Annotated in this window: 25 protein-coding genes and 1 riboswitch; of the genes, 14 read left to right on the forward strand and 11 right to left on the reverse strand. The window is 73.1% G+C overall.

Features of this window, described 5'->3' with window-relative positions; translation table 11 throughout:
* The first annotated feature begins 5 nt into the window (after positions 1-5).
* The 5 genes from KME79_RS07160 to KME79_RS07180 are packed head-to-tail and all read left to right on the forward strand — an operon-like array spanning position 6 to position 6,251.
* Positions 6-1,145 carry an exonuclease SbcCD subunit D gene (locus KME79_RS07160; RefSeq protein WP_219543776.1) on the forward strand — a complete coding sequence of 380 codons (1,140 nt, stop codon included), beginning with the start codon at positions 6-8 and terminating at the stop codon, positions 1,143-1,145.
* Positions 1,145-3,718, forward strand: a complete 2,574-nt coding sequence (locus KME79_RS07165) for an AAA family ATPase (RefSeq protein WP_219543777.1) — start codon at positions 1,145-1,147, stop codon at positions 3,716-3,718. The genes KME79_RS07160 and KME79_RS07165 overlap by 1 nt, the downstream gene beginning before the upstream one ends.
* Positions 3,715-4,659, forward strand: coding sequence for a hypothetical protein (locus KME79_RS07170; RefSeq protein ID WP_148029608.1), 945 nt, complete (start codon positions 3,715-3,717; stop codon positions 4,657-4,659). The genes KME79_RS07165 and KME79_RS07170 overlap by 4 nt, the downstream gene beginning before the upstream one ends.
* Positions 4,660-4,716: 57 nt before the next feature.
* Positions 4,717-5,670, forward strand: coding sequence for a GlxA family transcriptional regulator (locus KME79_RS07175; protein ID WP_219543933.1), 954 nt, complete (start codon positions 4,717-4,719; stop codon positions 5,668-5,670).
* Positions 5,670-6,251, forward strand: coding sequence for a DJ-1/PfpI family protein (locus KME79_RS07180; protein ID WP_219543778.1), 582 nt, complete (start codon positions 5,670-5,672; stop codon positions 6,249-6,251). Before KME79_RS07175 ends, KME79_RS07180 begins: the two co-directional genes overlap by 1 nt.
* Here KME79_RS07180 and KME79_RS07185 read toward each other — a convergent pair.
* Complete coding sequence (locus KME79_RS07185) at positions 6,248-7,063, reverse strand: SAM-dependent methyltransferase (RefSeq protein WP_219543779.1); 816 nt, start codon at positions 7,061-7,063, stop codon at positions 6,248-6,250. The two genes, KME79_RS07180 and KME79_RS07185, sit on opposite strands and share 4 nt — an antisense overlap.
* A gap of 170 nt (positions 7,064-7,233) precedes the next feature.
* On the opposite strand from KME79_RS07185, the gene KME79_RS07190 reads away from it, so the two are divergent.
* Both KME79_RS07190 and KME79_RS07195 read left to right on the forward strand, forming a co-directional pair.
* Complete coding sequence (locus KME79_RS07190) at positions 7,234-7,419, forward strand: hypothetical protein (RefSeq protein ID WP_219543780.1); 186 nt, start codon at positions 7,234-7,236, stop codon at positions 7,417-7,419.
* A gap of 14 nt (positions 7,420-7,433) precedes the next feature.
* Positions 7,434-8,621, forward strand: a complete 1,188-nt coding sequence (locus KME79_RS07195; protein ID WP_219543781.1) for an erythromycin esterase family protein — start codon at positions 7,434-7,436, stop codon at positions 8,619-8,621.
* Between the two features lie 6 nt (positions 8,622-8,627).
* Here KME79_RS07195 and KME79_RS07200 read toward each other — a convergent pair whose 3' ends face one another.
* On the reverse strand, positions 8,628-9,650 hold the full coding sequence (locus KME79_RS07200) for a rod shape-determining protein (protein ID WP_219543782.1): 1,023 nt from the start codon (positions 9,648-9,650) through the stop codon (positions 8,628-8,630).
* Positions 9,651-9,810: 160 nt separating this feature from the next.
* Between KME79_RS07200 and KME79_RS07205 the strand changes: the two genes are divergently transcribed.
* From KME79_RS07205 to KME79_RS07215, 3 genes are all read left to right on the forward strand, one after another.
* The gene (locus KME79_RS07205; RefSeq protein WP_219543783.1) at positions 9,811-10,011 is read left to right on the forward strand and encodes a DUF5302 domain-containing protein; all 201 of its coding nucleotides are present in this window, start codon (positions 9,811-9,813) and stop codon (positions 10,009-10,011) included.
* Positions 10,012-10,165: 154 nt separating this feature from the next.
* Positions 10,166-10,303: riboswitch (cyclic di-AMP (ydaO/yuaA leader) on the forward strand.
* 203 nt (positions 10,304-10,506) lie between these two features.
* Positions 10,507-11,316, forward strand: a complete 810-nt coding sequence (locus KME79_RS07210) for a hypothetical protein (RefSeq protein WP_246639418.1) — start codon at positions 10,507-10,509, stop codon at positions 11,314-11,316.
* Between the two features lie 38 nt (positions 11,317-11,354).
* Complete coding sequence (locus KME79_RS07215; RefSeq protein WP_219543784.1) at positions 11,355-12,218, forward strand: alpha/beta fold hydrolase; 864 nt, start codon at positions 11,355-11,357, stop codon at positions 12,216-12,218.
* A gap of 126 nt (positions 12,219-12,344) precedes the next feature.
* Here KME79_RS07215 and KME79_RS07220 read toward each other — a convergent pair whose 3' ends face one another.
* The 5 genes from KME79_RS07220 to KME79_RS07240 form a co-directional block, all read right to left on the reverse strand.
* Positions 12,345-12,716, reverse strand: coding sequence for a hypothetical protein (locus KME79_RS07220; protein WP_219543785.1), 372 nt, complete (start codon positions 12,714-12,716; stop codon positions 12,345-12,347).
* Between the two features lie 22 nt (positions 12,717-12,738).
* On the reverse strand, positions 12,739-13,113 hold the full coding sequence (locus KME79_RS07225; protein WP_148029615.1) for a roadblock/LC7 domain-containing protein: 375 nt from the start codon (positions 13,111-13,113) through the stop codon (positions 12,739-12,741).
* Positions 13,114-13,142: 29 nt separating this feature from the next.
* Complete coding sequence (locus KME79_RS07230; RefSeq protein WP_219543786.1) at positions 13,143-13,943, reverse strand: hypothetical protein; 801 nt, start codon at positions 13,941-13,943, stop codon at positions 13,143-13,145.
* Between the two features lie 3 nt (positions 13,944-13,946).
* Positions 13,947-14,324, reverse strand: a complete 378-nt coding sequence (locus KME79_RS07235) for a roadblock/LC7 domain-containing protein (protein ID WP_219543787.1) — start codon at positions 14,322-14,324, stop codon at positions 13,947-13,949.
* A 171-nt stretch (positions 14,325-14,495) separates the two neighbouring features.
* On the reverse strand, positions 14,496-15,725 hold the full coding sequence (locus KME79_RS07240) for a DUF4032 domain-containing protein (protein WP_148029618.1): 1,230 nt from the start codon (positions 15,723-15,725) through the stop codon (positions 14,496-14,498).
* Positions 15,726-15,747: 22 nt separating this feature from the next.
* On the opposite strand from KME79_RS07240, the gene KME79_RS07245 reads away from it, so the two are divergent.
* On the forward strand, positions 15,748-17,325 hold the full coding sequence (locus tag KME79_RS07245) for a DUF885 domain-containing protein (protein WP_219543788.1): 1,578 nt from the start codon (positions 15,748-15,750) through the stop codon (positions 17,323-17,325).
* Here the strand turns inward: KME79_RS07245 and KME79_RS07250 are convergent.
* Together KME79_RS07250 and KME79_RS07255 are read right to left on the reverse strand one after the other, a co-directional pair.
* Positions 17,297-17,929: a class II aldolase/adducin family protein gene (locus tag KME79_RS07250; RefSeq protein WP_219543789.1), complete on the reverse strand. Its 633-nt coding sequence runs from the start codon at positions 17,927-17,929 to the stop codon at positions 17,297-17,299. The genes KME79_RS07245 and KME79_RS07250 overlap by 29 nt on opposite strands.
* A gap of 39 nt (positions 17,930-17,968) precedes the next feature.
* On the reverse strand, positions 17,969-18,553 hold the full coding sequence (locus KME79_RS07255; protein WP_219543790.1) for a TetR/AcrR family transcriptional regulator: 585 nt from the start codon (positions 18,551-18,553) through the stop codon (positions 17,969-17,971).
* Between the two features lie 68 nt (positions 18,554-18,621).
* Between KME79_RS07255 and KME79_RS07260 the strand changes: the two genes are divergently transcribed.
* Together KME79_RS07260 and KME79_RS07265 are read left to right on the forward strand one after the other, a co-directional pair.
* Positions 18,622-19,539: a carbohydrate kinase family protein gene (locus KME79_RS07260; protein WP_219543791.1), complete on the forward strand. Its 918-nt coding sequence runs from the start codon at positions 18,622-18,624 to the stop codon at positions 19,537-19,539.
* 20 nt (positions 19,540-19,559) lie between these two features.
* The gene (locus tag KME79_RS07265) at positions 19,560-20,774 is read left to right on the forward strand and encodes an aminotransferase class III-fold pyridoxal phosphate-dependent enzyme (protein ID WP_148029623.1); all 1,215 of its coding nucleotides are present in this window, start codon (positions 19,560-19,562) and stop codon (positions 20,772-20,774) included.
* Positions 20,775-20,778: 4 nt separating this feature from the next.
* On the opposite strand, the gene KME79_RS07270 is transcribed toward KME79_RS07265, so the two are convergent.
* A complete protein-coding gene (locus KME79_RS07270) occupies positions 20,779-22,017 on the reverse strand; it encodes an alkyl sulfatase dimerization domain-containing protein (RefSeq protein ID WP_219543792.1) in 1,239 nt (412 codons plus the stop codon).
* Positions 22,018-22,187: 170 nt separating this feature from the next.
* Between KME79_RS07270 and KME79_RS07275 the strand changes: the two genes are divergently transcribed.
* Positions 22,188-22,727 (forward strand): superoxide dismutase family protein, encoded by a 540-nt coding sequence (locus tag KME79_RS07275; protein WP_219543793.1) that lies wholly within the window; start codon positions 22,188-22,190, stop codon positions 22,725-22,727.
* Here the strand turns inward: KME79_RS07275 and KME79_RS07280 are convergent.
* Positions 22,724-24,238, reverse strand: a complete 1,515-nt coding sequence (locus tag KME79_RS07280; RefSeq protein WP_219543794.1) for a serine hydrolase — start codon at positions 24,236-24,238, stop codon at positions 22,724-22,726. The two genes, KME79_RS07275 and KME79_RS07280, sit on opposite strands and share 4 nt — an antisense overlap.
* Positions 24,239-24,241 lie beyond the last annotated feature (3 nt).

Below are 24,241 nucleotides of genomic sequence, written 5' to 3' on the forward strand. Positions count from 1 at the left end.
GACTCGTGAAGATCCTGCACACCGCCGACTGGCACGTGGGCAAGGTGCTCAAGGGGCGCTCCCGCCTCGACGAGCACCGCGAGGTGCTGCGCGAGCTGGTCGCCACCGCCCGCGAGCGGGACGTCGACCTGGTGATCGTGGCCGGCGACCTGTTCGACACCTCCGCGCCCACCACCGAGGCCCAGCAGCTCGTGCTGCCGGCGCTGATGGCGCTGCGCGAGGGCGGCCGCGACGTCGTGGTGCTGGCGGGCAACCACGACAACCCGCAGCTGTTCGAGGTCTACCGGCCGCTGCTCGGCAAGCTGGGCCTGCACGTGGTGGGCGCGTTCCGCCGCCCCGACCAGGGCGGCACGCTCTCCTTCACCGCCCGCACCGGCGAGCCGGTCCGGCTCGCCGTGCTGCCCTTCCTGTCACACCGCTACGTGGTGCGCGCCGCTGAGGTGCTGGCCGGCACCGCCGCCGAGCACAACCGCGACTACGCCGCCCGCATCGCCGAGCTGATCGCCGCGCTCACCGCGGGATTCCAGAACGACACGGTCAACCTGATCACCACCCACGGCACGCTCCCCGGCGGCCGGTTCGGCGGTGGCGAACGGGAGGCCCAGTCGATCTTCTCGTACTACTTCGAGCCCACCGCCTTCCCGCCGTCCACCCAGTACGCCGCGCTCGGCCACCTGCACCGCCGCCAGCAGCTGCCCGGCCCGTGCCCCATCTGGTACAGCGGCTCGCCCATCGCGGTCGACTTCGGCGAGGAGGGAAACCTGCCCGGCGCCCTGCTGGTGGACGTCGCGCCCGGCCGCCCCGCCGTCGTGGAGGAGGTCGTGTTCCGCTCGCCGCGCAGGCTGCGCACCGTGCGCGGCACGCTCGACCGGCTGGAGTCCCTGGACCAGGGCGACGACTGGCTCCGGGTGGTCGTCGAGGAGAAACCCCGCGTCGGCCTCGCCGACCAGGTGCGCGAACTGCTGCCGGGCGCGATCGACGTGACGCTGGACGAGCGCTTCCGCCCCGTCGCCGCCGTACGGGAGTCGCGCTCGCCCGCCCGCAGCCCGCGCGAGCTGTTCCGCGAATACCTGACCGCGACCGGCCGCGCCGACGAACAGGTGGCCACGCTCTTCGACCGGCTGTACGACGAGGTGACCGGCTGATGCGCCCGCTGCTGCTGCGACTCGACCACTTCGGCAGCTTCCGCGACCCGGTGGACGTCGACTTCTCCGACGTCGACTACTTCGCGCTGACCGGGCCGACCGGGGCCGGCAAGAGCACGATCATCGACGCGCTCTGCTTCGCGCTCTACGGCACCGTCCCGCGCTGGGGCAGGGAGAACGTCATCGCCCACGCGCTGGCCCCGTCCGTCGCGGCGGGGAAGGTGGCGCTGCTGTTCGAGAGCGACGGCCGCCGCTACGGGGTGGTCCGCGCGCTCGTCCGCGACGGCAAGGGCACGGTCCGCACCAAAGAGGCGCGCATCGACGAGCTGGCCGGCGGGGTGCCGCTGGGCGAGGCGTGGGAGGCCGTGGTCAGGCCGCTCGCCGAGGGCGAGCACGTCACGGCCGAGGTGCAGCGGGTGACCGGGCTCGAATACCGCTTCTTCACCCAGTGCGTCGTGCTGCCGCAGGGGCGCTTCGCCGAGTTCCTGCACGCCGCGCCGCGCGAGCGGCAGGACCTGCTGGTGCAGCTGCTCGACGCCGACGTGTACGAGGCGATCAGGCAGCGGGCGGTGCGCGAGGAGGAGACGGCCAGGACCTCCGCCTCCCTGGCCCGCGACGAGCTCGGCAAGCTGTCGGGGGCGACGGCCGAGCTGGAGGAGCAGCTGGACGGGCGGCTCTCCGCGCTGCGGCGGCTGGCCGCGACCCTCGACGCCGACCTCGACCTGCTGCGTGCCCGCGAGTCCGAGATCCGCCGCGCCACCCGCGAGCGCGCCGCCGTGGCCGAGCGGCAGGAGGCCCTGGCCGCGCCGCGCATGCCCGACGGGGTGGCGACGCTCTCGTCGGCCCGGCGGGCCGCCGCGGAGGCGGTGACGTCCCTGCTCGACGAGGTCGCCACGCTGGAGGCCGACGAGCACGAGGCGGACGAGGCGCTGGCCGCGCTGGGCGGCCGGGAGCGCCCCCAGGCCGCGCTGACCGCGCTCGACTCCCGCGACCGGCTCACCGCACAGATGGAGTCGGCCCGTGCCCAGGCCCGTTCCGCGGCGGATTCCCTGGAGTCGCTGAGGTCCGCGCTCCAGGAAGCCGAAAGCGCCATGGCCGAGGCCGATCGGCGCCGCGACCGGCTGCGCGACGCCCACGCCGCCGCCGACCTGGCCTCCCGCCTCACCCCCGGCGACCCGTGCCCCGTCTGCCTCCGCCCCACCCCTGGAGAGAACACACCCCCGCGGCCGACCGCCCCGACGGGCTCCGCCGCCTCGGGAACCCCCACCGCCCCGGCGACCACCGCCGTCGCGGAAGATCCTCGTACGGGGAGCCACGCCGATGCGGCTGTGCATGCCCATGCGGGCGCCGGGGCGTCCCGGGTGGTGGTGCGGGCGCCTGGGGCCGCGGAGATCAGGGCGGCGGAGGGGGCGCTGGCCGCCGCGCGGAAGGAGGCCGAGCGGGCGCGGACCGCGTACGCGAAGGGTGAGACGTCGGCGGGGATGTACGCCACCCAGGTGACCAGGCTGGAGGCGGAGCTGGCCGCGCTGCCCCCGGCCGTGGACCGGGCGGCGGTCGAGGGCAGGCTGGCCGCGATCGGCAAGGCGGAGGCGGTGGCCGCCGAGGCCCGCACCGCCGTCAGGGCCGCCCGCTCCCGGCTGCGGCAGGCGCAGACGGAGGCGGAGCGGGCCGACCGGCGGGCCGCCGACGCGTGGCGGACGCTGGAGACGGCCCGCGACCGGCTGCTCGCGCTCGGCTCGCACGACGACCCGCCGCCCCCGCTGGCCCGCGACGACCTGCACCGCGCCTGGACCGACCTGCTGGCCTGGCGCGACGAGGCCGCCCGCGCCGCCACCGCCGCGCTGGCCGAGCGCGACGAGGAGCTCGCCGCCGCCACCGCCGGCCTCTCCCGCGAACGCGCCAGGCTCGCCGAGCGCCTGCGGGAGCACGAGGTCCCGCTGCCCGGCGAAGGCACCCCCGAGCAGCTCGGCGCGGCCGTCGCCGGCGAGGTGGCCCGCGTCGAGTCCCGGCTGGAGCGGGTCAGGGAGGCCCGCGAACGCGCCGCCGAACTGGCCGAGGAGCTCGCCGCGAAGGAGCACGCCGCCAAGGTCGCGCACGAGCTTGCGCTGCGGCTGCGCGCCAACGCCTTCGAGCGCTGGCTGTGCGCCGAGGCCCTCGCCGTGCTCGTCACCACCGCCTCCGGCCTGCTGCGTGAGCTGTCCGACGGCCAGTACGAGCTCGCGCTGAGCGACCGTACCGAGATCGAGGTCATCGACCACGCCGAGGCCGGGATGCGGCGCAGCGCCCGCACGCTGTCCGGCGGCGAGACCTTCCAGGCGGCCCTCGCGCTGGCGCTGGCGCTGTCCGACGCGGTCGCGCGCGGCCTCGACTCGATCTTCCTCGACGAGGGGTTCGGCACGCTCGACCCGGCCACCCTCGACACGGTCGCCACCACCCTCGAACGGCTCGCCGCCGGGCAGGAGCGCATGGTCGGCGTCGTCACCCACGTCCCCGCGCTGGCCGAACGGGTGCCGGTGCGGTTCGAGGTCCGCCGCGACACCAAGGGCTCGCACGTGCGGAAGGTGGGGCCGTGACGGCGTTCTCCGTCGATCCCTGGGACCCCGGTTACGCGGCGGCGCTGGCCGCCGAGGCGTTCTCCGAGCTGGGCGCCACGAGCGCCGAGCTGGTGCTCGACATCGAGCGGCCGTCCGGCGACTGGAAGCCCGTCACCCCCGGCCCCGACGCCCGAGCTCCCGAGACGCTGCTGGTCGCCGACGGGGTGCGCCGGATCGACGCCCGGGTGTGGGTGGACGACCCCGACACGGCCATGCCGGTGCCGGGGATCGCGGCCTCGTACGCCGCCGGGATCGTCCGGTGCGGTCCCGACGGCGCCGACCTGGCGGACATCGAGGTGCACCGCGCGCTCATCAGCGCCTCCCCGTACACGCCCGAGGTGAAGACCGCGCACGCCACCTACCGCCCCGGCAGGGCGGCCGACTCGACGGCGGAGGAGCTGTCGCTGGCGCTGCAGCGGCAGGTCACCCAGCTGGAGGTGGAGCTGTCGGTCCGCCACCGCGGGATGGCCGACGACCTGCTGCTGGTCGACGGGCCGCTGCGCGGGCGCGGGCATCTGCCGCGCACGATCGGCTACATCAAGACCCACCACATCGCCTATCTGCCGCCTGCCCAGTCGGCGGTGGTGGCCTCGCTGGCGCCGGGCCAGCGCACGCCGGTGTTCCTCATGGGCACGAGCTGGCGGCGGCACGCCTGGTACGTGCGGCTGCCCGTGCACGCGGTCACCCCGTGGGCGGGCATCGTGCGCTGTGAGGCGAGCGCCGAGCTGGACCCCGCGGAGGCGGCGGCGCTGGCCGACGCGGTGACGCTGGCCCTGCCGCCGCTGGCCGGCGTCGACTACAAGGATCCGCGCGCCCCGCAGAACCTGGTGCCGATCGGCGGCCTGGAGAAGCTCCTGCGCCACCACCTGGGCGACTCCCGGCTGCTCTACCGGGCGCTGCGCACGGCCGCACGTAGTTGATCTTGGCGGAAATCGTCACTTTCCTGTCCTTGCCGCCATGACGGGCGGCCCTGGAGCATAAAAGACGTGCGCGTCGTCTTCGTCATCTTTCCCGGGTTCCAGATCCTGGATCTGACCGGGCCGCACGAGGTGTTCCACCAGGCCGGACCGTACGCGATCGAGACCGTCGCGGTGGCGGCGGGGCCGGTCCCCGCGTCGGGCGGGCTGGCCGTGGTGCCCACCGCGACCGTCGCCGGTTGCGACGGCGCCATCGACACGCTCGTCGTCGTGGGCGGGCGCGGCACGCCCGAGGCGTGCGCCGACGCGCGGCTGATCGGCTGGCTGCGGGAGGCGGCCGGGCGGTCCAGGCGGGTGGCGTCGGTGTGCACCGGGGCGTTCCTGCTGGCCGAGGCCGGGCTGCTGGACGGGCGGCGGGCCGTCACCCACTGGTCGTCGTGCGACCGGCTGGCCGCGCGGCACCCGTCCGTCGTCGTCGATCCGGACGCGCTGTTCGTCCAGGACGGCAACGTGTGGACCTCGGCGGGTGTGACCGCCGGGATCGACCTGGCGCTGGCGCTCGTCGAGGACGACCTCGGGGCGGACGAGACGCGGCGGATCGCCCGCCACCTGGTGATGTTCGTCCAGCGGCCCGGCGGGCAGGCGCAGTTCTCCGCCCAGCTCGAAGCGCGGCGGCCGGCCCGCGAGCCGCTGCGCGACCTGCTGGCCTGGATCACCGCCTCCCCCGACCAGGACCTCACCGTGCCCGCGCTGGCCCGCCGGGCGGACATGAGCGAGCGCAACTTCACCCGCGTGTTCACCGCCGAGACCGGCCGCACGCCCGCCGCCTTCGTCGAGTCCGTGCGGCTGGAGGCGGCCCGCCGCCTGCTGGAGACCACCGACGACACGCTCGACGCCGTCGCCAGGGCCTGCGGGTTCGGCACGGTCGAGACTCTGCACCGCTGTTTCCGGCGGAGCCTGCGGGTCACCCCGGGGCAGTACCGCCGCCACTTCCGCATGACGAGGAGCCACTGATGCGCATCGGGATCTTGCTGTTCGAGGGCGTCGAGGAGCTGGACGCCGTCGGCCCGTGGGAGGTGCTGGCCTCCTGGGCCGCCGCCCACCCGGACGAGGCCGAGGTGGTCGCCTTCGCCCGTGAGGCCGGTCCGGTCCGCGCCGCCAAGGGCCTGGGGCTGGTCGCCGAGCACGGCATGGCCGACGTCGGGCCGCTGGACGTGCTGCTGCACCCGGGCGGGCGCGGCACCCGGCCGCTGCTCAAGGACGAGGAGCATCTGGCCTGGCTCCGCGACCGGCGCGCCACCGTGCCGCTGCTGACGAGCGTGTGCACGGGGTCGCTGGCGTACGCGGCCGCGGGCCTGCTCGCCGGCCGCCCCGCCACCACCCACTGGTCGGCCATCGACACCCTCACCGAGCTGGACCCGACGATCGAGGTACGGCCCGGCTACCGGTTCGTGGACGACGGCGACACCATCACCGCCGCTGGAGTGTCGGCGGGCATCGACATGGCGCTGCACCTGGTGGCCCGGCTGGCCGGCACCGAGCGCGCCAAGGAGACCCGCCACTACATCCAGTACGACCCGGCCCCGCCGGTCTAGGGAACGCGGCCGACGACGCCGAGCACGCCGCCCTTGACCAGGCCAGGCCACGGGTACGGGTCGTCGTCGTTGCGCCACTTCTGGGCCGGCACCACACCCGGAGGGAGGATCTCCAGGCCGTCGAAGAGCGCGAGCAGGTCCTCCCTGCCGCGCCAGGCGAGGCCGCCCGAGGTGCTGCGCTGGTAGACGCCGCGGACCCCGTCGACCTTCGAGGCCTCGCTCTCTCCGGGCTCGATGTAGCCGTGCGAGACCACCAGATAGCTGCCGGACACCAGCGGCTGCCGGAGGGCCGCCACGATCTTGGCCACCTGGTCGTCGTCGTGGAAGAAGTGGAAGACGGCCGCCACGACCACGGCCACGGGCTGGGAGAAGTCCAGATGCTCTTCGGCGGCGGCAAGGATGGCGTCGGGCTCGGCGAGGTCGCCCTGGACGATGATCGTCTCGGCGTTGTCGGCCAGCAGGGCGCGGGCGTGGGCGAGCACGATCGGGTCGTTGTCCACGTACACGATCTTCGAGTCCGCGGCGACCCGCTGCGCGACCTGGTGGACGTTGTCCTGCGTCGGCAGGCCCGTCCCGATGTCCAGGAACTGCCGGATGCCGGACTGGGCCAGGTGCCGCACGCTCCGGATGAGGAATCCCCTGTTGGCCAGGGCCACCTCGCGGATGTCGGAACCGGTCTGGCGGGCGAGCTCGATGACTTGCTCCGCGGCCTCCCGGTCGGCGGGGAAGTTGTCCTTGCCGCCCAGGTAGTAGTCGTACATGCGGGCCACACTGGGCACGTTGGGGTCGATCTGCCCCGGAAGCTGCGCCATGTCCTCGCCTTCCACGTAGCCTCTGCCGCAAATGTAGTGCTTTTTCGTGACGAACGGATCTTTATCCTCTAGAAAGAGGTGATCCGGTGGGACGGTATGGGCCAAGGGCTGATGCGGGCGATACTTTGGTCCGATGCGGCGGGCCCGCCGGGGGTGTCAGCGTTGCCCGCATGGGGTTCATCGGAGTCATTCTCATGATCCAGGGGTTCGGCGGGTTCGTGGCCCGCCAGTTCTTCGACCGCGACTTCGGGCTGCTGCATCTCTGGCTCGACGGCGCGACGCTGACGGTGGTGAGCGTCGCGCTGGGCGTGCTCGGCCTGGTGCTCGCCCTGGCCAGTCTCCGAGACAGGCTGTGACGGGAGCGGCCGAGGTGACCGGCTGGCTCGCGTCCAGGGCCGTCCCGCTCGACGGACTCGACCCGCGCGGGGCGGTCGCCGGTCTGGAGCCGCTGCGCGAGGTCCTCGACGGTGTCAGGGTGGTGGGGCTGGGGGAGGCGACCCACGGCACGCGGGAGTTCTTCCTGCTCAAGCACCGGCTGCTGCGGTTCCTCGTGGAGGAGCTGGGGTTCACCGTGCTGGCGATGGAGGCCAGCGTGTCGGCGTCGGAGGCCCTGGACGCCTACGTCCTGGGCGGGGCGGGGGAGCCGGAGCGGCTGCTGGCCGACCTCGGGTTCTGGACGTGGCGGACGCGGGAGATGCTGGCCGTGGTGGAGTGGATGCGCGCGCACAACCGCACCGCCGAGCCGAAGGTGCGCTTCGCCGGGATCGACCCGCAGTTCCCCGCAGCGTCGCTGCGGTGGCTCCGCGATCACCTGGGTGAGCGGGCCGGCGAGCTGCTCGGGCCGCTGGCGGTGCTGGGGGAGACGCGCCTGGGAGTGGGGGAGCCGCTCGACCCGGCGATCGAGGCGGCCGCCCGCAGGCTGGCCGACGAGGTGGACGCCGGCGGGCCGGCGGAGGCGCACGCCAGGACCGTGCGGCAGTTCGCGACACTGGTCACGCGGCCGATGCGCGACGCCGACGGGGCGCGCACCGCCGGGGCGGCCCGCGACCAGTTCATGGCCGACAACGTCGACCGGCTGCTGGAGGACCCGGCCGCGAAGGTCGCCGTCTGGGCGCACAACGGTCACGTGGCCGCCGGCCACTACGCGCGCCTCGGTGCTCCGGTCATGGGAGATCATCTGCGTCAGCGTCACGGCGCCGGTTACTACGCGCTCGGCCTGCTGTTCGGACAGGGTGAGTTCCGGGCCAGGCGGCTCCGGTTCGGCAGGCCCGACGTGCGGCGGCCGCCGGTGCGCCACCGGGTGCCCGCCGCCGGCAGGCCCGACGTGGCCGAATCCCTGCTGGCCGCCGCCTGCCCCCGCGATCACGTCGTCGACCTGCGCCTCGGGCCCAGGCCCGAGGCGGTGACCCGGTGGCTGGGCGAGCAGCAGTACGTGCGCGGCTACGGCGCCACGGCCGGGCGCTTCTCGTACAAGCTGACGTTCACCCCGGCTGTGCTCGGCGCCGCCTTCGACGGGCTCGCCTACATCGCGCACGGCACCTGTTCGACCCCGCTGTAAGGGTTGTCACAGCGGGGGCCGGGGGCCGATGGCGCCCAGGCGGTCGGCGTAGCGGCCGAGGCCGAGTGCCATCGACTCGACGGGCCGGTCCGCGCGCCGCACCGGCACGCCCATGGCGGCGCGCAGGCGTCTGGCCAGGCCGCGCAGCAGCGCGCCGCCGCCGGTCAGCACCGCCCCGTGCGCGGCGACGTCGGCGGCGAGCTCGGCGGGGCAATGCTCCAGGGCCGTCGCCGCCGCGCGGGCGATGGCGTCGGCCGGCGCCCGCGTGACCTCGTACAACTGCTGGACGGGCAGCCACGCGACCCGCTCGCGCCGCGACTCCGGGTCGAGGCCGCGGACGATCACGTGCCGGTCCAGCGGTTTCCAGGACGGGCCCGCGCGGAGCTTGGCCGCCTCCGCCTCCGCCTCGCCGACCAGCAGCCCGTGCTCGCGGGCGACCAGGGTGGCGATCGCCGCGTTCACGGCGTCGCCGCCGGCGTGGACGGTCCCCGCGGCGACGACGGCGCCGCAGGCGAGGATCGCGATCCTGGTCAGGTGAGGGCCGATGTCGACGATCATGCGCCCGGCCGGCTCCGTCACCGGGAGCCCGGCGCCGAGCGCCACCGCGACGGCGTGCTCCACGAGGTAGACCCGCCTGGCGTCCGCCTCGTAGGCCAGGTCGCGCACGGCCGAGCTCAGGATGGGCGGGGCGCCGTCGGGCAGCGCCATCACCAGCCGCGGCCGGGCGTACGGGTGCCCGTGCACCTTGCTCAGGAAGTGCTTGACCAGCCGCCCGGCGAGCTCGCCGCCCTCGCGCACCGGCCAGCGGGCGGGCCCGTCGTCGTGCCGTACCGCCCGCGTGCCCGCCCCGCTGGAGGGCGAGCACGCCGCGTACGCGTCCGCGCCGAAGAGCGTCCGGCCCGTGGCCGCGCAGGCCGCCGCCATCGACGGCTCGTTGAGCACGACGCCCAGGCCGGGGGCGTAGATCTGGGTGGTGGCCGTGCCGAGATCGATCGCGAGATCCCGGCCGAGGAACGCGAGCGGGCTCACCGCCGCGGCTCCGGGGGGTAGAGCTGCATGTCCGTGGTGTTTCCTCGATCGGGTCAAGGCAACACCAAGTCGCCGGCGCGCGTCCCGCCGATGATCCCGGTTATGCGCTGTCAAGGCCTGCGTGCGAAGCTGGAGGCTGTACGCACATCAGGAGGCCCTCATGGCGGAAACCCCGGAGCCGGAAGTCGACGAGACTCCCGAGGACGAGATGAAGCGCAAGTTCCGTGAGGCACTGGAGCGCAAGCGCGGCCAGCAGGCGGGATCTGGCGGCAGTGGTAGGAGCGCCGACCATTCCAAGATCCACGGAGCTCACGGCCCGGCTGCCGGCAAGCGGTCCTTCAGGCGCAAGAGCGGCGGCTGAATCTGGGTGTTCAAGGGGGTACGGCATGCCGTACCCCCTTTTTCTAGGTAGATCTTCGCCCGAATCATGGGCTTACCTTTGCGTTTGTCCGATTTGCTCGCTAGATTGGTCGGCGTTACCAGGCAGTGACCTTGGCTCTTCACCAGGAAGAGGCGGCTGCCTGGCGCCGAATCCCGCTCCCCCGCGGGAACCGGGGACCCACCTTCTGGGGTGAATCCGGCCCATGCGGCCGGTAGGGCATCTCCACGTCCGAACCCGTCAGCTAACCCGGTAGGCGAGATGGAGAGGATGTTTTCCTGTGATGAATCACCGCGCCTGTCCCCCCTACCGCGGGATGTCATCGGCCGCCGATTGAGCGGTCCCATTTCCTGATCTTCCTTTCGCGCTCCCACCGTAGCGTCCGTACGGCTTGATGCCCGGCTATGTCGTTCCGCGAGCGCATCTTTGCTGTTGCCTCACAAAGGACTTCTGTTTTTCATGTCTGCTCGTTTCAGCATGCGTTCTATCGCCGCGATCGTCGCCGCCGCCGGCACGCTGGCGCTCGGCTCCGGCGCCGCGGCTCACGCCGACACCGACAAGGGCACGGAGAAGGTCCTGCTCCAGGGCGAGACCACGGCCTCCTACTTCTGGGACGACGGCTCCGGCCGCGCGGGTGACACCGGCCTGCCGGCCAGCGGCAAGCCCATGCAGAAAGGCATGGCCGCCAGCCCCAGCTGGCCGCTGCTGACCGAGGGCTACGTCATCTACAAGGGCAAGAAGGCGCCGTTCTTCGTCGGCGACCGCGGCCCGGGCGTCCCGTCCAGCAAGGGCATCATGCTCGACCTGGACGGCAAGACCTTCGCCGACCTGACCGGCGGGACGTTCAACCCGCGCACGCTCATGGTGGACGGCAACGGCGGCAAGGGCCACATCGAGGTCGAGTACGTCATCACCAAGTGGGGCGACGGCCTGGGCCTGAAGAACCACCCGGTCGCCTTCTCCGAGCGCGCCTGGAACCGCATGGACCACAACCCCGCCGCCCCTCCGGTCCTGGCCGAGGACAAGGCGGACAAGAGGGACGAGAAGAAGGAAGTCGCGTCCGGCGGCGACAAGGCCGACGCGGTGAAGCCCAGCCCGGTGAAGGCCGACCCCGTGAACCTCGTGAAGGCCCCGGCCGAGCCGGAGCCCGCGGCCGGGGGCGCCGAGGCGGCCGCGGCCACCGAGCGGAGCAACGTGGCGGGTGCCGCCGTGGCCGGCGGCGTGATCCTCATCGGCGGCGGCCTGGTGCTGGGCCGCGAGCGCATCCGCAAGCTCGTGCGCCGCTGACCTTTGCGTCACCACGATTAGAATGTCATTCTAGAGCCGTGACCTCGACCGTATCGGCTCATGGAATCGACATCGCGTACGAGAGCTTCGGCTCTCCCGACGGGCGCCCGCTCCTCCTGATCATGGGGCTGGGCGCCCAGCTCATTCACTGGGACGACGAGCTGTGCGAGCAGCTCGCCGAGCAGGGGCACCATGTCGTCAGGTTCGACAACCGCGACGCCGGGATGTCCACCCACCTCCACGAGGCGGGCGCGCCCGCACCGGGCAAGCCGGCGCCGTACCTGCTGGACGACATGGCCGCGGACACCGCCGGGCTGATGGACGCCCTCGGCTGGCCGGCCGCGCACGTGATGGGCGCCTCGATGGGCGGCATGATCGCCCAGTCGCTCGCCATCCGGCACCCCGAGCGGGTGCTCACCCTCATCTCGATCATGTCGACCCCCGGTGGCGCGGTCGCCCCGCCGAGCGAGAGCGCCCGGTCGGTCCTGTTCGCCAAGCCGGTGACCACCCGGGAGGAGGCCATGACCCAGGCGCTGGCGACCTGGTCGGTCATCGGCTCCCCGGGGTACGAGCTCGACCGCGAGCGTGTCCAGCGGCTGGCCGGGCAGGCGTTCGACCGCGGCCACGACCCGGCGGGGTTCGCCCGGCAGCTCGCCGCCATCATGGCGTCGCCCGACAGGACCGAGGCCCTCACCCGGCTCAACGTCCCGGCGCTGGTCATCCACGGAGCCGACGACCAGCTCGTCCCGCTCTCCGGCGGGCAGGCCACGGCGGCGGCCATCCCGGGCGCCGAGCTCAAGGTCTTCCCCGGCATGGGACACGACCTCCCGCGGGCACTCTGGCCGGAACTCGTCGAGGCCGTCACCAAACTCACCGCCGGTCACGCGGGCCCGGCCCGCTGATCCCGGGACAGGTGGAAGGGGCGCACCTCGCGAAGCGCCGGGAGGCTGCCACTCGCGAGATGCGCCCCGGCGGCGGCACGCGCTCGCCGCGCCCGGACGCGTGCCGCCGGGTTCTCGGGGGAGGGGTCAGATTTCCAGCTTCTCCTCGATGCCCTTGAGATGGTGCCTGGCCAGGGCCAGGTTGGCCCGGCCGCGGTCCAGGGCCAGATAGAGGAACAGGCCCTTGCCGCCGCGCCCGGAGACCGGCCGGATGATGTGGTACTGGCCGCCGAGCGTGATGAGGATGTCCTCGATGGCGTCGTTGAGCCCGAGCGAGTCCATCGTCCGGAGCTTCGCCTTGACGACCTCGGTGTTGCCGGCCGCCGCGACCTGGAGGTCCAGGTCCTTGGACCCGCCCAGGGCGCCGAGCGCCATGCCGCTGCCGTGGTCCACGATGGCGGCGCCGATGGAGCCGTCGATCGCCATCATCTCCTTGAGAGAGATGTCCATGCTGGCCATGCTTTCCTCCGATCAGGAATGGTCACTTCTTGCCTGCTGCCACCGCCGCCACCGCGGCGGCGGTCTTGCGCCCCTCCAGCCGGAGCAGCCCGAGGTTGGCGCCGGGCTCAGCCAGGACTGTGAGGACGACAGTGGGGCCGGCGGCGTAGAACGCGGCGTGGCCCGCGCTGCCGGAGACGAGCGTCTCCTCCAGGTCGCCCCGCCCGGCCAGGATCATCATGCGCCGGCTCATCGCGAGCAGCGCCGCGGCCAGCGCGGACACGTGCTCGCTGCTGTCCTCCGCCAGGTCGCAGGCGATCGTCAGCCCGTCGATGGTGGAGGCCACGCTCCCTTTGACGTCGGCCGTCCGTTCGCGCAGGAGAACCATCTCCTTGAGCACCTCTTGACGCAGTTCCACAGATGGCCTCCTCCTGCGTGAGGGGAACCTCACGTCAGCTCCTCCAGCGCCTTCCTGAGCCGCAGCAGCAGCTCGATGTCCGTGGGATCCCCGGTGACGACCGGGCCGAGCGGGCCGCCGGCGGTGGCGTCCGCCCTGTGCCGGGCGACGTCGAGCCGCTTGACCCGCCTGGGCAGCGGCTCCGTCTCCGCGGCCGCGACGATCAGGCCCGCCGCCGCCAGCCTGCGCACCGCCAGCAGGACCGCGTAGCCGGACCGGCCCAGCCGCTTGGCCAGCTCCAGGGGAGTGGCCTCGCCGTCGGCCCCGATCGCCACCTCCCACTGCACGTCGCTGAGCGTCACGCTCTGCCCGGGCATCCGCCGCGCGGCGCGTACGGGGGAGGTGTCCAGGTCGGCCCGCGGCCACGTCTCGGCGAGCCGTGCCCGGCGGCGCGCGCACTCGCGCACCAGGCCGGGCACGTCGAAGTACCAGCGCCCGCCGAGCCAGTGCCCCTCGCCGGGCCGGAACCTCGGCCGGGCGCCGGTCACCGGCAGCAGGAAGAACGCCGCGTCCAGCACCGCGCCGAGCACGCAGTACTGCAGCTCGCCGAGCGTGACCCGGCCTTCCTCCAGCAGGCGCTCGGTGCCGCCGTCGGCCTGCAGCCTGCGCAGCGCCGACTCCGGCACCCGGCCACCGGCCGCGAGCAGCCGCTCGGCGCCGGGCACCTGCGCGCAGGTCATGTACGTGATGCGCCCGTCGTCGAGGTAGACGGTGCCGGCGCGGCCCACCCGCAGCGCACCGGTGGCCCGTTCCTTGGCGAGGCCGGCCAGGAGCGTGTCCAGCGACGGCATCGGTCACGCCAGCAGCTGCTCGGAGATGGCGCGCAGCCGGTGGCGGGCCAGCGCGATGTTCGACCGCTCCATGTCGAGGCGCACGTAGATCACCAGCGGCCCCTCGAACAGGGTGTCCGTCAGCCTGATCAGGTGGTGTCCCTGGTCGGTGCTGATCAGCAGGTCGCCGATGCGCACGGTGTCGCCGGGACAGGCCCGCGAGAGCCCGTCCATGCTGGCCCGCAGCATCTCGGTCAGCGCCGCGGCCGCCTTGTCGGCGTCCACGCCGCGGGGTTGCCCGCTGAAGGACACGGCCATGCCGCTCGTGTGATCCACGAGCATCGCGTCGAGCGCTCCCGGTATGGCCATGACTTCGGTCAGGCAGCTGTCGAGTGCGAGCACGGTGGCCTCCCTCGCCGTCATGCGGACGCGGACAGCTTAGGGATGCCAGAAGAGACGGAAATGAACGGCGATAACGTGAGCCGTACCGAGATGAAGTTGTCTACGGCTGAGGCGAAGAAAAACCCTACTGAGAGGGATAATCCAGCGATTTATGAGGAAATGACAAAGGCCTCAGGGAAGGTTATTCGCATTCGGTTCCGTCGCCTCGTCCGGAAGGAGCGCCTTCTCGTCGGGCTTGAAGACCAGCACCTTGTCCACGTACGACTTGACCGCCGCGGCCAGCCCCACATCGCTCCCGGCCGCCTCCGACAGGTACCACCGGTGGTCGAGGATCTCGTGGAACAGCTGCGGCGCCTCCAGCTTGCCGCGCAGCCCGGCCGGGATGGCCGCGATCGTCGGCTGGAACACCTCGGCCAGCCAGCGGTGCGCCACGATCGCCTCGTCCTCGTGCCGCAGCCCCACGGCGACCCGGAACCCGTCGAGGTCGTTGAGCAGCCGCCTGGCTTGGTTCTCCTCCGCGTCCAGGCCGGTCAGCCGCAGCAGGCGGCGCTGGTGGTGCCCGGAGTCGACCACCTTGGGGCGGACGATCAGCCGGCCGGTGCCGACCTTGCGCCGCACCATCATCTCGGCCACGTCGAACCCGAGCAGGTTCAGCCGCCGGATCCGCTGCTCCACCCGGTGCCAGTCGACCTCCTCGATGATCTCGTCCTGGGTCAGCTCGGCCCACAGCCGGTGGTAGCGGCTGACGATGTCCTCGGCGGTGTCCATCGGGTCGATCGACGGATGGAGCAGGCCGCCGGCCTCCAGGTCGAGCATCTCCCCGAAGATGTTCAGGTGCGCCGCGTCGATGTCGCCGAGCCGCTGCCCGTCGCTGAGCATCGGGTGCATCTCGCCGGTCTCGGCGTCGACCAGGTAGGCGGCGAACGCCCCCGCGTCGCGCCTGAACAGCGTGTTCGACAGCGAGCAGTCGCCCCAGTAGAACCCGGTGAGATGCAGCCGCACCAGCAGCACGACCAGCGCGTCCATCAGCCGGGTGAGCGTGTCGGGGCGCAGCGTCCCGGACATCACGGCCCGGTACGGGAGCGAGAACTGCAGGTGCCGGGTGATCAGCGCCGCGTCCAGCCCCTCCTCGCGGCCGGTGACGTAGGCGACCGGCTCCACGGCGGGCGCGTCCAGCCTGGCCAGGTCCCACAGGAGCTGATATTCACGCCTGGCGTACCGCTCGCTGATTTCCTTGATCGCGTAGACCTTGCCGCCCAGCCGCGCGAACCGCACGACGTGCCGCGAGATGCCGCGCGGCAGGTCGACGAGGTGGTGCTGGGGCCACTCCGCGAGCGGCAGCTCCCAGGGGAGCCGGATCAGGTCGGGATCGCCTAACGCGCCGGTGATCTGAAGGGGCATTCGCCAAGGATATGGTGCATCGGTGGACGAGTTTCTCAGGTGGTACTTTTCCCGGCGTCCGGTCCTGGCGAGCACCTTGGGCGCCGAGGGCTACGACCACACGCTCGGCGACTTCTCCGCCGCCGCGTTCGCCGAGCGCGAGCGCGAGGAGGCCCGGTGGCTGGCGCGGCTGGAGGCCGGCGAGACGGGCGACCCGATCGACCGCGACCTCGTGATCTCCCAGCTCCGCGGCGCGGTCGCGCTGGCGGAGTGGCCCGACTGGCGGCGCGACCCGGCCGTCTACCTGTCGGCCGTCTTCACGGCCCTGTTCACGCCGTTCCAGCACCGGCTCAGGCCGGAGCCCGAGCTGGTGGCCGCCGCGATCTCCCGGCTGGCCGAGGTGCCCGGAGTGCTGGCCGCCTGCCGGGCCAACCTCGACCCCGAGCTGGCCGCGCCGCTGATCGTGCGGCGCGGGCTCGGCCAGGCGCGGACCGGGCGCGCCTTCCTCACTGAGACCGTCCCCGGCATGGTCGGCGACCCGGACCTGCGGGCCCGGCTCGCCGAGGCCGCCGAGCCGGCCGCCGCCGCGTTCGACGAACTGGTCGCGTTCCTGGACGGATTCCGGTGCGGCGGCACCTGGCGGATGGGCGAGCGGCTCTACTCGCGCCTGCTGCGCGAGCGCGAACTGCTCGGGTACGGCGCCGCCGAGCTGCACGAGAAGGGCCGGGCCGCCTGGGACGAGCTGGACGGGCGGATGCGCGAGGTCGCGGTTCGGGTGAGCGGCTCGCCCGACTGGCGGGCCGCCATGGAGACGCTCATGGACGACCACCCCGGCACGCTGGAGGGGATGCGGGCCGAGTACGAGGCCGAGACCCGGCGGGCCAGGGAGTTCGTCCGCGAGCGGGACCTGGTGACGTTCCCCGAGGGCGAGGAGTGCCTGGTGCTGCCGTCGGCGGTCTACAGCCGGCCCGTCGTGGCGGTGGCCCACTACCTGGCGCCGCCGCCGCTCAGCAGCTCGCGCACCGGCGTGTTCTTCGTGCCGTACACCCCCGACCACTTCACGCCCGAGCAGGTGCGGCAGCGGCTGCGCACCAACAGCCGGGCGCAGATGCCGTCGATCGCGGTCCACGAGGCCTACCCCGGCCACCACTGGCACCTGGCGACCCTGGCCGCCAACCCGCACCCGGTGCGCAAGGTGTTCCGCACCCCGTACTTCACCGAGGGCTGGGGCCTGTACGTGGAGAAGCTCCTGCACGAGCAGGGCTACTTCGGCACGCCCGCCACCGAGCTGGCCCACCTGGACTTCCGGATCTTCCGGGCGGCCCGCATCGTCGTGGACACCGCGCTGCACTGCGGGGACATGACGACCGAGGAGGCCGAGACGTTCATGGCCACCAAGGCGTCGCTGTCGCCCGGCACCGCGCAGGGCGAGGTCAGCCGCTACTGCGCCTGGCCCACCCAGGCACCCTCGTACCTCACCGGCGCCATCGAGATCGAACGGATCCGCGCGTCGTACACCGGCTCGCTGAAGTCCTTCCACGACCGGATCGCCGGCTCCGGCGGGCTGCCGACCGGGCTCGCCGAGCGGGCGCTCAACGGCGGGGGAACTCCGGCGGGTTGAGCGCGCGCTCGACCACGGCGGCGAGCTGCTCGTCGGTGAGCACGGCCGGCTCGCCCACGGCCAGCGCGCGCACGTACACCTCGCACAGCCACTCCAGCAGCCGGGTGGCCTCGAACGCCTCCTCCAGCGTGGCGCCGATGGTCACCCCGCCGTGGTTGGCCATCAGCGCCGCCCGCTTGCCCTCCAGCGCCGCCCGCACGTTCGCGGCCAGCTCGTCGGTGCCGTACGTGGCGTACTCGGCGACCTTGACCACCCCGCCCAGCATCAGCGCGTTGTAGTGGATCGGCGGCAGCTCGGTCTTCGTGGTGGCCACGACCGCGCCGAACACCGAGTGGGTGTGGACCACCGCGCGCGCGTCGGTGGTGCGGTAGATCGCCAGGTGCATCGGCGTCTCCGAGGACGGCTGCGCGTCACCTTCCAGGAGGTGGCCGTCGAGGTCCACGACCGGGCACGACTCCGGGGTCAGCCGGTCGAGCGCCACCCCGGAGGGGGTCACCGACACCCGGTCGCCCTCGCGCACGCTCAGGTTGCCCGACGTCCCGATGACCAGGCCCAGCTCGACGGCGCGCCTGCCGTACGCGCACAACTGCTCGCGGAGGCTCATGGCGGCAATGTAGTCGGTCGTCCGAAATGCGGCAACGAATCAGAGCCCGTCGAGGTGCTGGAGCAGGAGTCGTTCCAGATCGACCCGGCGCAGCCGGTCCGGATAGAGCAGCAGGTGCAGGCTCAGGCCGTCGACCAGGGCGAGCAGGTGCTCGGTCACGTCGTCGAGGTTCTGCCCGGTGGTCAGCTCGCCCGCCGCGCTCGCCTGGCCGAGCAGGTCGCGCACGGCGGCGCGCAGCTCGGCCGCCTCCGACCGCTGCACCTCGGCCAGCCGCTCGGAGGCCAGGCTGCGGCTCCAGAAGCTCACCTCCAGGCGGGTCTCCTGGGTGCGCTCGGCGTCGAGCGGCAGGTTGTCGAGGAGCAGCTCGCGCAGCGCGGCCAGCCCAGAGACGCCCTCGACCTTGCGGGCCAGCCGGTCGCGGATGCGCTCGTGGGACTGGCTCAGCGCCGACAGCAGGATCTCGTCCTTGTCGGTGAAGTAGTGGGCCAGGACACCGTTGGAGTAGCCGGCCTCCTTGGCGATGGCGCGGGTGGTGGCGGCGTCGATGCCGTCTCTGACGATCACCCGCCGGGCGGCTGACAGCACCTCGCGCCTGCGCTCGTCGTGGTCCACGATCTTCGGCATCGGCATGCCCCCTTCCGTGTCCGCTCCAGCATATTGACTTTTTAGTCGGACGTCTGTCTATTTAAACCATGACCGTCGTCACCGTCGGCGTGCACATCGTCGACATCCTCGCCAGGCCCGTCTCGCACATCCCCGAGGGGCAGGACACCGTGCTCGTCGACGAGATCCGGCTCACCGCCGCGGGCTCCGCCGCCGGCACCGCCGTCGACCTGGTCAAGCTGGGCAACGAGGTCGTCACCATGGGCGCCGCCGGCGACGACGAGCTCGGCGACTTCCTCGTCGCGGTGCTGGCCAAGCACGGCGTGGACGTCTCCCGGCTGGTCCGCAGGGCGGGGGAGCGCACCGCCGCCTCGATCCTGCCGATCCGGCCGGACGGCGGGCGCCCCAGCTTCCACGTCCCCGGCGCGAACCTCGGCGTCACGCCCGCCGACCTCGACACCGATCTGCTGCGCCGGGCGCGGGCGATCCACCTGGGCGGCGTGGACGTCACCTTCGCGCTCGCCGACCCCGCCTTCTTCGCGCTGCTCGACGAGGTCAGGGCCGCCGGCACGGTGGTCACCATGGACCTGCTGTCGGAGATGCCGGACCTGCTCGGCCTGGCCCGGGCGTTCCTGCCCCACGTCGACTACGTGCTGCCGAACGAGAGCCAGGCCCGGCTGATGGCGGGTGCCGACGACGTGCGGGAGGCCGCCGGGGCGCTGCTGGCCGAGGGGCCGCGCGGCGTGCTCGTCACGCTGGGCGAGGCGGGCAGCCTCGTGGTGACCGGCGCGGGCGCCGAACGGGTCCCGGCCGTCAAGACGGAGGTGGCCGACACCACCGGCTGCGGCGACGCGTACTGCGCCGGGTTCGTCACCGGCCTGCTGCACGGCGAGGACGTGCCCACCGCCGCCCGCTGGGGCACCGCCGCCGCCTCCCTGGTGGCGACCGGGCTCGGCTCCGACGCCGGGCTCACGGACCTCGACGCCGTGCTGGCCCTCCTCGACTGACCACCCCTTAGGAGTCTCCGATGACAGACGCCGAACTCCGCGCGCGGGCCGCCAAGGTCGTCCCCGGCGGCATGTACGGGCACCTCAACGCGGCCATCTTCGCCCCCGGCTACCCGCAGTTCTTCGAGCGGGCCGAAGGCTGCCGGCAGTGGGACGCGGACGGTCGCGCGTACATCGACTTCATGTGCAGCTGGGGGCCGGTCGTGCTGGGCCACCGCCACCCCCGGGTGGAGGAGGCCGCCGCCCGGCAGGCCGCTCTCGGCGACTGCCTCAACGGCCCCGGCCCGATCATGGTGGAGCTGGCCGAGCTGCTGGTGGACACGATCCCGAGCGCCGACTGGGCGATGTTCTCCAAGAACGGCACCGACGCCACCACCCAGGCGCTCATGGTCGCCCGCGCCGCCACCGGCCGCACCAAGGTGCTCCGCGCGCACGGCGCCTACCACGGGGCCGACCCGTGGTGCACGCCCTCCACCGCCGGCACCACCCCGAACGAGCGAGCCGACCTGGTCGAGTTCGACTACAACTCCCTGGAGTCGCTGGAGGCCGCCGCCGCGAGCGCGGGCGACGACGTGGCGGCGATCATCGTGACGCCGTTCAAGCACGACTCGTTCGAGGACCAGGCACTGGTCGAGCCCGCCTTCGCGCGGGGCGCGCGGGCGCTGGCCGACCGGCTCGGCGCGGCGCTGGTGATCGACGACGTGCGCGCCGGGTTCCGGATCGACCTGCGCGGGTCGTGGGAGCGGTACGGGGTGCGGCCGGATCTGACGGCCTGGTCCAAGGCCATGGCCAACGGCTACCCGATCGCCGCCCTCACCGGCGTCGACGCGCTGCGGGGCGCGGCCCAGACGCTCTACACGACCGGGTCGTTCTGGTTCTCCGCGGTCGCCATGGCGGCGGCCAAGGCGACCATCGAGACCCTGCGCGACACCGACGGCATCGCGGCGATGGAGCGCGCCGGCACCCAGCTCAGGGAGGGCCTGTACGCGCAGGCCAAGGCGCACGGCTTCGTGGTGAACCAGACCGGCCCGGTGACGATCCCGTGGCTCAGCTTCGACGGCGACGCGGACCTGTCGGTCGCCCTGCACTGGAGCGACGCCTGCCTGCGGCACGGCGTCTACCTGCACCCCTGGCACAACTGGTTCATGTCGGCGGCCCACACGGAGCAGGACGTGGCCCTCGCGCTGGAGGGCACCGACCGGGCCTTCGCCGAGACCCGGTCGCACTTCGGCTGACCGGTCAGGAGCCGGCCCGCTCCGCCGACTCGGAGGCGGCCCAGGTGAAGACGCCCTTGGCCATGAGGGACGCCTCGCGGGCGGCGCGGGCGGCGAAGACGTCGGCGCGGACCCGGTGGACGCCCGGGTCGTCGGGAGCGGCGAGCGCGGCCATCTCGGCGAAGTGGCCGGCGAGCCGCTCGTCGCCGTCCGCCAGCGCCTTCACGGCGGCGTCCGCGAGCTTCCCGGCGCCGCCCGCCAGGTCCGCCACCGCCCGGGCGAGCACCGCGTCGGGAGCGGGCTTGAGGTTGGCCGGGTTCCCGTCGTACCAGCCGCCGTAGAGCCGCCAGAGGTTGCGCACCACGAACTCCGGCTCGTCGTAACGGGCCCGCAGGTACGGCCGGTCGGCCAGGTGGCCGGGCGGCCGGACGGCGTGCACGATCTCGTCCAGCCGGGCGCCCGCGTTGAGCAGGCCGAGCGTCTGGGTGACCAGCGACTCCAGCCACTCGGCCGTCTCCAGCAGCGCCTGCCGGATGCGGTCGCGGCCGAAGATCGGGGCGCCGTGGCTGGGCAGCATGATCTCGGCGTCGAGCGCGGCCATCCGGCGCAGGGCGTGCACCCACTCGCGCGGGTAGCGCTGCGCCTTCTGCGGGTTGCCGCAGTTGGGGGTGACCCAGATGAACAGGTCGCCGGGCAGCAGCAGCCGGTGCTCGGGCACGTACGCGACCGTGGCGTCGTCGGTCTCGCCCTTGGCGTGGAACAGGTCGAAGGTCAGCCCGCCGAGCCTGACGGTGAGCGCGTCCCGGTAGGTGACGTCGGGGTGGCGGTACTCCGTGGGCCACTGGAGGCCGGGGAACTGGAACTGCCGCTGGTTGATCACCGCGTTGTAGCCGCTGGTCAGCAGGTAACGCTGGAACCTCGGCACGACGGCCTCGTGCGCGTACACCGTCGCCCGGGGCCCGGACTCCTCGAACGGCCCGGTGCCGAAGACGTGGTCGATGTGGCCGTGCGAGTAGAACGCGGCCGTCAGCGGCGCCCGGCTCCATCCCCGCACGTCCTCGTACAGCTTGCCCGCCGAGAACGGGCTGCTGGTGTCCCAGAGCGCCAGGTGGCCCTCCGTCTCGAACGCGATCACGTTGCCGAATCCGGGCCACCACCCCAGGCCGTCGGCGACGGTCATCACACCCCTGCCGGACAACCCGGGATCCGCGATGCTGTCGCCGGTCTCCCCACGCCACACGCGGTCCGCGTACTCCTCCATCATGGTGCCACTCTGCTTCTAGAATTCGGTTCTAGGCAAGAGGGGTATGGCAAGGTCGCGTCTCGATTCGATCGCGACCTCTTGGCGGGCGGGGCTGAGCGCCGGTTGGCTGAAGTGGGACACGAATCTTCAAACACGATGCGTAGTCGCTCGGTTACTGATATGAGTGGGGCATGCCCACACGCCTGCCCGTCATCCTGCTCGCCCTGCTCGCGGCCGGTTGCGGCGCCAGCCCGCCGCAGCTCGCCCACACGGAAGGCCAGCCGGCCACCACGCTCAACGGCAGCGGCGAGTTCACCGTCGCCGGCGCCTCCGCGGTCGCCTACGACCGGAAGCTGGCGCCCGAAGGCGCCCAGGCCAGCGTCACCGCCGAGTCGTCCGGCGGCCAGACGATCACCTCTCTGGTGGTCGAGGGCTTCCGGCCGAGTCGTGGCTACGGCGCCCACCTGCACACGAAGCCGTGCGGCAAGACCGGCGCCGACGCGGGCCCGCACTACCAGCACCGGCCCGGCCCGGCCAGCGCCGACAACGAGATCTGGCTCGACCTCAAGACCGACGCCACCGGCGCCGGCCGGGCCACCGCCCGCCACCCGTGGGGCTTCGACCCGGCCACGCCGCCCCGCTCCCTGGTGCTGCACTCCAAGGAGACCACGGCGACCGGCCCCGACGCGGGCAACGCCGGTGACCGGATCGCCTGCCTGACGATCAGCTAGCCCCGCGCCGCCAGCGCGAAGGCGCCCCGCGCCAGCGCCAGGAACTCCTGGCCGGTCTTCCCGTCGTCGAACGGCGCGTCCGGACTGACGCCCATCAGGGTCACGGCGTACGTCCTGCCGTCGGTGGTACGGGCGCGGAAGCCCATGTCATACACCCCGGGCTCGGAGCCGCCCTTGAACCACACCGACCGCCACCGGTCCGGCGGCAGCCCGAGCCCCGCGTCGTTCGCCGACATGATCTCGTCCACCCGCTCGTCGCCCAGCCCGGAGAGCGCGGCGTGGGCGCGGCAGACGTCCTCCGGTGACGCGAACCACTCGATCGTGTCGAGCTCGCGCGGGTGGGTCCACGGACGGATGTCCGAGAGCGGCACCTTCGCCACGACCTTCGCCAGATAGTCGCGCCTGTCCCGGGTGTTCATCGACAGGTAGCGCTCGGCCAGCTCCGGGTAGCGGGCGCCCTTGAGCACGAACAGCTCCCTCGTGGTCAGCAGCGGCGTGTTGCGCCGGTCGTGGCCCTTCGTCCAGGAACGCATGGTGCGCTCCACGGCCTCGCGTCCCGCCTTGCGGATGAGCAGGTCGGTGGCGGTGTTGTCGCTGATGGAGATCATCAGCCTGGCGGCCTCCAGCACGGTCACCCGGCTCCCGTCGGGGCGGTCCTGGAGCTGCCCGGTCGGCAGGCTCTTCACGTCCGCCGTGATCGTCAGCTCGGTGTCCCAGCCGTAGGCGCCCTTCTCGATCTGCCCGGCGACCGTGCCGAGCACGTACAGCTTGAACATCGAGCCGAGCGGACGGCGCACGTCCGCCGCGACGCCGCGTACGGTGCGGCAGGCGCGGCCGTCGACCCGCGCCGCGACGAACCCGGCCTGCGGCGCGACGGCGCGCAGCCGCCGCTCCAGCTCCTTCCAGCTCTTCGGCGCGGGCTGCGGGGCGGGCGCCTCGGCGAGCCGCATCCCGTTGATCAACCCCGCGCCGTCGACCGACAACTCCAGCAGGAACCGCTTGCCGCCCGACTCCACGCCCGCCACGAGCGCGGCGGCGTGCGCCACGCTCACCGCCCGCAGGCTCAGGTCCGGGTACGCGGTCAGCACCGCGTCGAACTGCTCGGCCGGGACCGCCGCGAGGAACTCGGGGGCGATGCGCGTCCTCAGCTCGCTCTCCCCGACCGGCGCCCTGGTGGAGGCGTCCAGCACCCAGCGCAGCGCGTCGCCCAGAGGCGTGTCCGGGATCTCGGCGGGCGGCGCCGTAGACGTGGCCGCAGGCGTCGCGGTCGCCGTCGCGGCGGTCCCCGGCCTCGCGACCTCAGGCTGGCCGGTGGCGACGCTCCCGGTCGCCGCGACCCCGCCTTGTCCGGTGGCGGCCTCGGTTCTCGCGACCCCCGGCTGGTAGGTGGCGGCGGTCTCGCTCGCGGCAGTGGCGACCGGTGGGACCGCCGCGGCGGTGGCGACCGGTGCGGCGCACGCCGTCAGGCTGACGGCGCAGGCGGCCGCCAGGAGTGATACGCGCCTTCTCATGAA

The sequence above is a fragment of the Nonomuraea harbinensis genome, assembly GCF_019396385.1.
Lineage (GTDB): Bacteria > Actinomycetota > Actinomycetes > Streptosporangiales > Streptosporangiaceae > Nonomuraea > Nonomuraea ferruginea.

Bases quoted from the DNA above. Each gene is read 5' to 3' on its own strand.
- KME79_RS07240 (WP_148029618.1), bottom strand. From the start codon at position 15,725: ATGCCCCTTCAGATCACCGGCGCGTTAGGCGATCCCGACCTGATCCGG.
- KME79_RS07220 (WP_219543785.1), bottom strand. From the start codon at position 12,716: ATGGCCAGCATGGACATCTCTCTCAAGGAGATGATGGCGATCGACGGC.
- KME79_RS07275 (WP_219543793.1), top strand. From the start codon at position 22,188: ATGCCCACACGCCTGCCCGTCATCCTGCTCGCCCTGCTCGCGGCCGGT.
- KME79_RS07180 (WP_219543778.1), top strand. From the start codon at position 5,670: ATGCGCATCGGGATCTTGCTGTTCGAGGGCGTCGAGGAGCTGGACGCC.
- KME79_RS07230 (WP_219543786.1), bottom strand. From the start codon at position 13,943: ATGCCGTCGCTGGACACGCTCCTGGCCGGCCTCGCCAAGGAACGGGCC.
- KME79_RS07210 (WP_246639418.1), top strand. From the start codon at position 10,507: ATGCGTTCTATCGCCGCGATCGTCGCCGCCGCCGGCACGCTGGCGCTC.
- KME79_RS07205 (WP_219543783.1), top strand. From the start codon at position 9,811: ATGGCGGAAACCCCGGAGCCGGAAGTCGACGAGACTCCCGAGGACGAG.
- KME79_RS07185 (WP_219543779.1), bottom strand. From the start codon at position 7,063: ATGGCGCAGCTTCCGGGGCAGATCGACCCCAACGTGCCCAGTGTGGCC.
- KME79_RS07265 (WP_148029623.1), top strand. From the start codon at position 19,560: ATGACAGACGCCGAACTCCGCGCGCGGGCCGCCAAGGTCGTCCCCGGC.
- KME79_RS07270 (WP_219543792.1), bottom strand. From the start codon at position 22,017: ATGATGGAGGAGTACGCGGACCGCGTGTGGCGTGGGGAGACCGGCGAC.
- KME79_RS07250 (WP_219543789.1), bottom strand. From the start codon at position 17,929: ATGAGCCTCCGCGAGCAGTTGTGCGCGTACGGCAGGCGCGCCGTCGAG.
- KME79_RS07260 (WP_219543791.1), top strand. From the start codon at position 18,622: ATGACCGTCGTCACCGTCGGCGTGCACATCGTCGACATCCTCGCCAGG.
- KME79_RS07255 (WP_219543790.1), bottom strand. From the start codon at position 18,553: ATGCCGAAGATCGTGGACCACGACGAGCGCAGGCGCGAGGTGCTGTCA.
- KME79_RS07165 (WP_219543777.1), top strand. From the start codon at position 1,145: ATGCGCCCGCTGCTGCTGCGACTCGACCACTTCGGCAGCTTCCGCGAC.
- KME79_RS07280 (WP_219543794.1), bottom strand. From the start codon at position 24,238: ATGAGAAGGCGCGTATCACTCCTGGCGGCCGCCTGCGCCGTCAGCCTG.
- KME79_RS07190 (WP_219543780.1), top strand. From the start codon at position 7,234: ATGGGGTTCATCGGAGTCATTCTCATGATCCAGGGGTTCGGCGGGTTC.